Here is a 5,531-nt window from a genome sequence, read left to right on the forward strand (position 1 = left end):
CGCACACGCAACAATCAAGGGTTTTGCCGATCATGGCCAGCAACGATCAATCGCAAGGCACGCATCAATCGACCTATGCGAGCTTCATGACCTTCACCAAATGGGGCACCATCTTCGTTATCACCGTGCTGGTGGCGCTTTATGTTTTCGTGGTCTGAACTGCGCGGCGCTGGCTGGGGGGCTGAACCATGAAAATTGCTGTGCTCAAGGAAACTGCCGCGGTTGAACAGCGCGTGGCTGCCACACCGGAAACCGTGAAAAAGCTGCTTGCTCTGGGTGCAAGCGTGTCCGTTGAGAGCGGCGCCGGTGCCGGTGCGCGCATCAGCGATGGCGATTATGTGGCTGCGGGTGCCACGATTGGCGCGCGCGGTGACGTGATTGCCGGTGCGGCCATGGTACTGGGTGTGCAGGGACCGGCCTTGGCCGATTTGCCTGGCATCGCGGCGGGCACCATCATTGCCGCCATCCAGTCCCCGTTCACGGATCGCGCCAAGATCGAGGCTTATGCCGGTGCCGGCCTGATCGCCTACGCCATGGATTTGATGCCGCGCACCACCCGCGCGCAATCGATGGACGTGCTGTCCAGCCAGTCGAATCTGGCCGGCTACAAGGCGGTGATTGATGGCGCCGAAGCCTATGGCCGCGCCTTCCCGATGATGATGACCGCCGCCGGCACGATCAGCGCGGCGCGGGTGTTCATCATGGGCGTCGGTGTTGCCGGCCTGCAGGCCATCGCCACCGCGCGCCGCCTCGGCGCGCTGGTGTCGGCCACCGATGTGCGCGCCGCCACCAAGGAACAGATTGAATCGCTGGGCGCCAAAGCCATTTTCGTGGACAAGGTTGCCGGCATTCAGGGCGAAGGCGCTGGCGGCTATGCCACCGAAATGAGCGATGAATACAAGGCCGCGCAAGCCGAGCTGGTATCGTCGCACATCGCCAAGCAGGACCTGGTGATCACCACCGCGCTTATCCCCGGCCGGCCCGCGCCGCGCCTGATCACCGATGCGCAACTGGCCACCATGCGCGCCGGCAGCATCGTTGTTGATTTGGCCGTGGATAGCGGCGGCAATTGCGAAGGTGCAGTGGCCGGTGAAATCGTCGAGCGGCACGGTGTGAAGATCATCGGCCACAGCAATCCGGCCAGCCGCATGGCCCCGGACAGCTCCGCGCTCTACAGCCGTAACTTGTACAACATGATCAACGCCTTCTGGGACAAGGAGGCCAAGGCCGCCGTGTGGCCCGCCGATGACGATATCGTGAAGGGCATCAAGCTGACCGAGGGCGGCAAGATCGTCCACGAACGCTTGCAGGGTTAAGGGGCAGTCTCATGGATTTCTTGTCGATCCTGTCGATTTTCGTGCTGGCGGTGTTCGTTGGCTATTATGTCGTGTGGTCGGTCACGCCGGCGCTGCACACGCCGCTGATGGCGGTGACCAACGCGATTTCATCGGTGATCATCGTCGGCGCACTGATTGCAGCGGCGGCGGGGGCCATCACCGAAGGCGGTGGGCCGTCGCAATGGTTGGGCCTGGCGGGTGTGGTGCTGGCCAGCATCAACATCTTCGGCGGCTTTGCCGTTACGCGGCGCATGCTGGCGATGTACAAGAAAAAAGACAAGAAGCCGGCGGCTTCGAAGTAAAATTGGGGCAAGACCATGGAACATGCAGTCGCTGCTACGCCGGCCTGGGCCGTGCTCGCTTATCTGGCGTCCGGGGTGTTGTTCATCCTGTCGCTGCGCGGGCTGTCGTCGCCGGAAACATCACAAGCGGGCAACCGCAATGGCATGATCGGCATGGCGCTGGCCGTGGGGACATCGCTGGTCCTGCATCCTACCGGCCTGCCGTTGATCATCGGCGCCATCGCGCTGGGCGGCGGCATAGGCTGGGTGATCGCGCAGCGCATCCAGATGACCGCGATGCCCGAACTCGTCGCCGGCTTCCACAGCCTGGTCGGCATGGCGGCGGTGCTGGTCGGCTGCTCGGCCTATCTCAATCCGTCGGCGTTCGGCATTGTCGATGCCGCCGGTTTGCTGCTCACGGTGTCGCGGGTTGAACTGGGCCTGGGCATTGCCATCGGCGCGATCACCTTCTCTGGCTCGATCATCGCGTTTCTGAAATTGTCTGGCCGCATGTCGGGCTCCCCGATCCTGCTGCCGGGCCGGCATATCCTCAATCTGGGCGTGCTGGCCGGTATCGTCATCCTGACCGGCGTGTTCGCCACCGATGCCACTGCCGGCATGAGCCAGGGTCCGCTACTGTGGATCATCCTCGGCCTCAGCTTCGTGATCGGCGTCACCTTGATCATCCCGATCGGCGGCGCGGACATGCCGGTGGTGATTTCGATGCTCAACAGCTATTCGGGCTGGGCCGCCGCAGCGATGGGCTTCACCCTGCAAAATACCGCGATGATCATCACCGGCGCACTGGTCGGTTCATCGGGCGCCATCCTGTCCTACATCATGTGCAAGGCGATGAACCGCAGCTTCATCAGTGTGATCGCCGGCGGCTTTGGCGCTGAATCCGGCGGCGCTGCAGCCAAGGGCACCGGTGTGCAAAAGCCGTTCAAGGCCGGTTCGGCCGAAGACGCGGCCTTCATCATGAAGAACGCCGAAAGCGTCATCATCGTGCCGGGTTACGGCATGGCCGTGTCGCAGGCGCAGCACGCACTGCGCGAAATGGGCGATCTGCTGAAGAAGGAAGGCGTGTCGGTCAAATATGCCATCCACCCGGTGGCGGGCCGCATGCCAGGCCATATGAACGTGCTGCTGGCGGAATCAAACGTGCCCTACGACGAAGTGTTCGAACTGGACGACATCAACAGCCAATTTGCCCAGTGCGATGTCGCCTTCGTGATCGGCGCCAACGACGTCACCAACCCGCTGGCCAAGACCGACAAAACGTCGCCGATTTACGGCATGCCGATCCTGGATGTGGAAAAGGCCAAGACCGTGTTGTTCATCAAGCGCTCAATGGGCGGGGTGGGCTATGCCGGCGTGGACAATCCGGTGTTCTATGGCGACAACACGATGATGTTGTTGGCTGATGCCAAGAAGATGGTCGAGAATATTGTGAAGGGTCTGAATGGCGGCGGGCATTAATCGCAGCCGGGCGTGCAAATAGCAGAGCTATTTGCCGACTCCGGCAAGACCGGACGGCGTGCAAAGAGGGCGGCCCCAACAGGCCGCCCTTTTTGACTCGTTCGTCGGCGTGGCTCTGCCACGCTCTTCCTAACCTTCCCCTGCTTCCTTAATCCCCACAGCGGACTCGGCGGCTCCGCCGCCGGCCGCCCCGCAAGTGTGCTCAAGCCGCCGGTTTCTCATTCCACAATTGCGGAAACAGCCGCTTGAACCCCTCAACCTTCGGGATGTCATTATAGACAATGTACGGCTGCGTCGTGTGCCCGCGCAGGTAATTCTGATGATAGCCTTCACCCGCATAGAAAGGCTTTGCACCTTCGAACGTCGTCACGATCTTCGGCTTCCAGGTCCCGGCCTTTTCAAGTTGCGCCACATAGGCCCGCGCAATGCGCTCCTGTTCCGGGCTGCGGGTGAAGAGGGCGCTGCGATATTGGCTGCCGCTGTCCGGGCCCTGCCGGTTCAACTGGGTTGGATCATGCGCCACCGAAAAGAAGATGCGCAGCAGCGTGCCATAGCTGACGACGCCGGGATCGTAGGTGATTTCAACGGCTTCGGCGTGGCCAGTCAGCCCGCTGCCGGTCACTTCGTAAATCGCCGTGGCCCTGGCGCCGCCGGCATAGCCAGACACCACCGAGGTGACACCCTTGACGCGTTCGAACACGCCTTCGACGCCCCAGAAACAGCCGCCAGCAAACACTGCCTTTTGCAAGGCGCCCTTGGATAGCATGGCATCGGCAGCGGGCGCCGGGGCGAGCACCATGCGCTCGGCAGCGCAGGCCGGAGCGGCGAGGGCGAGGAGCAATGGAATCAAAGCGGATTTCATGTGGTTTTTCCTGGAACAAAGGCCAAAGACAGGCCGTTGATGCAATAGCGCAGGCCCGTTGGCCGCGGCCCATCTTCGAAGACATGGCCCTGGTGGCCGCCGCAGCGGCTGCAATGCACTTCGGTGCGGGTCATCATGAAGCTGCGATCGACGGTGCTGCCGATGGCTGTCTTGGTGGCTGGCTGCCAGAAGCTCGGCCAGCCGGTGCCGCTTTCGAATTTGTGCTGCGAGCTGAACAATGGCAGCGCGCAGCCCCGGCAGACGAACAGGCCGGCGCGCTTTTCATTGTTCAGCGGCGATGTGAACGGCCGTTCGGTGGCCTCCTCACGCAGCACATCATAGGCTTCGGCGCCCAGCCGGCGTTTCCATTCGGCCGGGGTGAAGCTGACTGTGTAGCGCGCCGCCGATGCAGCGGGGACACCGGCAGCGGCCAAGGCGGACATGGCTGGGAAGGCTGCGAGGAGCCCCAATGTGGTGCGGCGATCAATCATGACGCGGCTTTCGCACGCTCAAGATGAACCGTTACTGACCATTTTGCCGCAGCCACGCCGCGCCTTGCGTTTTGGCAAGCGCCACCAGATCACCCATCACCACATTCATGTCGATCAGGTGCAGGCCCCAGGCTTCGACTACCTGGTTACCGATCACCACATCGCCGTTGATCGTGTCGGTGCGCGGATCGGCCGGATCGGCGTTGATGCCCACCGACAGCACATTGGCATTGTCCCGCGCCATGCATTCACCACTGAGCAGGCCGGGAACCGCCACAAACGGCGTGTAAATGTTGCGGCCCTTTGCCCACTTCGGCGCCGGTGCGCCATTGTCGACGATGCCGGTGCGGTTGACCATCATGGCATTCAGCGTCGCTCGGCCGCCACCAAGCGCCGCCGGATTGGTGCAGGCTGCAGACATCGTGTCCCGGGCTGTTGCCGGCGGCCGGCCAAACAGGCTGGCGGGCGGCACGGCCATCGCATCCCGGAAGCTGACATAGGCCACCACGCAGCCGATTTGCGTGGGACTGCGGCACAGCGGTGTGGATTTCAGATCGCCGCCGACATCCTTGCCCGCCGGCACCAGCAGATTATGGCCGGGCAGATAGGCGGCGATGATCTGCTTGGCGACGGGCTTGCCTTCGATATCATTCTGCAGCAGCGCCTTGAGCACGCCGCTGCCCTGGCTGTGGCCGATCAGGATGACACCTCGGCCCTTATTGTCGTGCTTCATGTAATCGGCAAACGCCGCCGACACATCGCGGTAGCCCATGGTGATATCGGCCGTCACTGGCTTGCCCATCATGCGGTCACGCAAGGTGGCCAGCGTGACCTGGCGATACAGCGGTGCATACACCCGGCAGGCCTGGCGAAACGGCGCGGCCTGAAACAGAGCGACATTTGTCTCGGCCGGATCGGCGATCATGTCGCTGTTGGGCGTCGGATCGGTGGACACGGTGGGATAGACATAGAAGCAATCAATGGCTGGCTTGGCTGCGGCTGCCTGCATGTCCAGTTTCACGTCCGCGTCTGCCGCCACGATGCTGACGCTGGCATCGCCGCTGCACGGACCTGCCTGACC

Annotated in this window: 7 protein-coding genes; 4 read left to right on the forward strand and 3 right to left on the reverse strand. The window is 62.7% G+C overall.

Annotated features, from left to right (window positions below):
• Nucleotides 1–32: 32 nt before the first annotated feature.
• From ABWP50_RS02835 to ABWP50_RS02850, 4 genes are read left to right on the forward strand one after another with little or no spacing between them, the layout of a single operon-like run.
• A complete protein-coding gene (locus ABWP50_RS02835) occupies nt 33–158 on the forward strand; it encodes an aa3-type cytochrome c oxidase subunit IV (RefSeq protein ID WP_353216548.1) in 126 nt (41 codons plus the stop codon).
• 30 nt (nt 159–188) lie between these two features.
• Nucleotides 189–1,316, forward strand: a complete 1,128-nt coding sequence (locus ABWP50_RS02840; RefSeq protein ID WP_353216476.1) for an NAD(P) transhydrogenase subunit alpha — start codon at nt 189–191, stop codon at nt 1,314–1,316.
• 11 nt (nt 1,317–1,327) lie between these two features.
• Nucleotides 1,328–1,639, forward strand: coding sequence for an NAD(P) transhydrogenase subunit alpha part 2 (locus tag ABWP50_RS02845; RefSeq protein WP_353198758.1), 312 nt, complete (start codon nt 1,328–1,330; stop codon nt 1,637–1,639).
• A gap of 15 nt (nt 1,640–1,654) precedes the next feature.
• Complete coding sequence (locus ABWP50_RS02850) at nt 1,655–3,097, forward strand: NAD(P)(+) transhydrogenase (Re/Si-specific) subunit beta (protein ID WP_353216477.1); 1,443 nt, start codon at nt 1,655–1,657, stop codon at nt 3,095–3,097.
• 202 nt (nt 3,098–3,299) lie between these two features.
• Here ABWP50_RS02850 and msrA read toward each other — a convergent pair whose 3' ends face one another.
• The 3 genes from msrA to ABWP50_RS02865 all read right to left on the reverse strand — a co-directional run.
• The gene (gene msrA, locus ABWP50_RS02855) at nt 3,300–3,959 is read right to left on the reverse strand and encodes a peptide-methionine (S)-S-oxide reductase MsrA (protein WP_353216478.1); all 660 of its coding nucleotides are present in this window, start codon (nt 3,957–3,959) and stop codon (nt 3,300–3,302) included.
• Nucleotides 3,956–4,450, reverse strand: coding sequence for a peptide-methionine (R)-S-oxide reductase MsrB (msrB, locus tag ABWP50_RS02860; RefSeq protein ID WP_353216479.1), 495 nt, complete (start codon nt 4,448–4,450; stop codon nt 3,956–3,958). The genes msrA and msrB overlap by 4 nt, the downstream gene beginning before the upstream one ends.
• A 31-nt stretch (nt 4,451–4,481) precedes the next feature.
• On the reverse strand, nt 4,482–5,531 hold a 1,050-nt coding region (locus ABWP50_RS02865; protein ID WP_353216480.1), incomplete at its 5' end, for a DUF3089 domain-containing protein.

Origin of the sequence: Sandarakinorhabdus sp. (assembly GCF_040398645.1) — a bacterium.
Lineage (GTDB): Bacteria > Pseudomonadota > Alphaproteobacteria > Sphingomonadales > Sphingomonadaceae > Sandarakinorhabdus.

What these genes read in the sequence shown, in the direction of transcription:
- ABWP50_RS02845 (WP_353198758.1), top strand. Translation starts at nt 1,328, where the DNA reads ATGGATTTCTTGTCGATCCTGTCGATTTTCGTGCTGGCGGTGTTCGTT.
- ABWP50_RS02840 (WP_353216476.1), top strand. Translation starts at nt 189, where the DNA reads ATGAAAATTGCTGTGCTCAAGGAAACTGCCGCGGTTGAACAGCGCGTG.
- ABWP50_RS02835 (WP_353216548.1), top strand. Translation starts at nt 33, where the DNA reads ATGGCCAGCAACGATCAATCGCAAGGCACGCATCAATCGACCTATGCG.
- msrA (WP_353216478.1), bottom strand. Translation starts at nt 3,959, where the DNA reads ATGAAATCCGCTTTGATTCCATTGCTCCTCGCCCTCGCCGCTCCGGCC.
- ABWP50_RS02850 (WP_353216477.1), top strand. Translation starts at nt 1,655, where the DNA reads ATGGAACATGCAGTCGCTGCTACGCCGGCCTGGGCCGTGCTCGCTTAT.
- msrB (WP_353216479.1), bottom strand. Translation starts at nt 4,450, where the DNA reads ATGATTGATCGCCGCACCACATTGGGGCTCCTCGCAGCCTTCCCAGCC.